This window comes from Methylobacterium sp. E-046, assembly GCF_022829625.1.
Taxonomy (GTDB): domain Bacteria; phylum Pseudomonadota; class Alphaproteobacteria; order Rhizobiales; family Beijerinckiaceae; genus Methylobacterium; species Methylobacterium longum.
In genome coordinates this window covers 1-896 of record NZ_JAKSYP010000205.1, presented here as the reverse complement: position 1 = coordinate 896, position 896 = coordinate 1, and the positions used below count along the sequence as shown (strand labels likewise).

The window sequence follows — 896 nt, the reverse complement described above, 5'->3', positions numbered from 1 at the left end:
GCGTAGTCCGGCGCAAACGCGCCGTAGTTGCCGTCGAGTTCCGGGATCTTACCGCCTTCAGGCGCGCCGTCGACCACCTCCAGGTTGCCTGGCGGATCACCCGGCAAAGCGACCTCATCGTTGGACCAGACGCCTGCGGCTTCAGCGTAATCATCTGGGCTGAAGGTGTAGAGGCGCCGGTGCTTGCCCTCGTCGAGGTACTTCTGGCACTCGGGGACACGCGACAGGTCGATGTTGGGCGTCGGCAGCATCTTCTCGATCTCGACGCCGGTGAGCTTCTTCAGGGCCAGCGCATAGGCGTGGGCGTGAAGGGAGCCGCGGACCAACAGGTAGCCGCAGACCTCGCGACCCGTCGGCTCGGTCATGGTCTCGTAGACCCGCAGCTTGTGGATGCGTGCGCCGCACTCCAGGTGGAAGTTGTGCAGCAGGTCGATGATCAGGTTGCCGGTCGTGGTGACCATGTCGACGTTCCACGACTGGGCGTTCGAGTTGATTGGAGTCGCGCCGCCGCCGTTGGCCAGGAAGGCACCAGCAAGCCTCACGTCCTGCATCTCGGCAAACGGCGCCTTGGAGATGTCGACATTCTCCGTCGGGTTACCTGGACCGTTGTTTAGTAAGGCGATGCCGTTCGAGACCAATTCGACGTGGCCGATCTCTTCAGCGAAGATGCTTGAAACCAAACTGTAGAACGGCCGCAGCTTGGTCTTATTGCGGAAGTTGAAGCTTTGGAACATGTAGTTCCCCAGCGTCGACATCTCGCCGTACTTGCCGCCGAGCAGCTCCTGCAGGGCCGCGGCCGCATTGGGCTCGGGCCTCTTCGGCTCTGGCAGCTCCGTCAGGAGCTTGTCGATCTTCATGAACATGAGGCTGTCTCCGTCCGCGCGAGGCGCGCCTCC

1 protein-coding gene is annotated in these 896 nt (G+C 62.5%); it reads right to left on the bottom strand.

Going from position 1 to position 896, the window contains the following annotated elements; genetic code table 11:
- On the bottom strand, nucleotides 1–863 hold an 863-nt coding region (locus MKK82_RS20730), incomplete at its 3' end, for a manganese catalase family protein (RefSeq protein WP_243986667.1).
- Nucleotides 864–896: the final 33 nt, after the last annotated feature.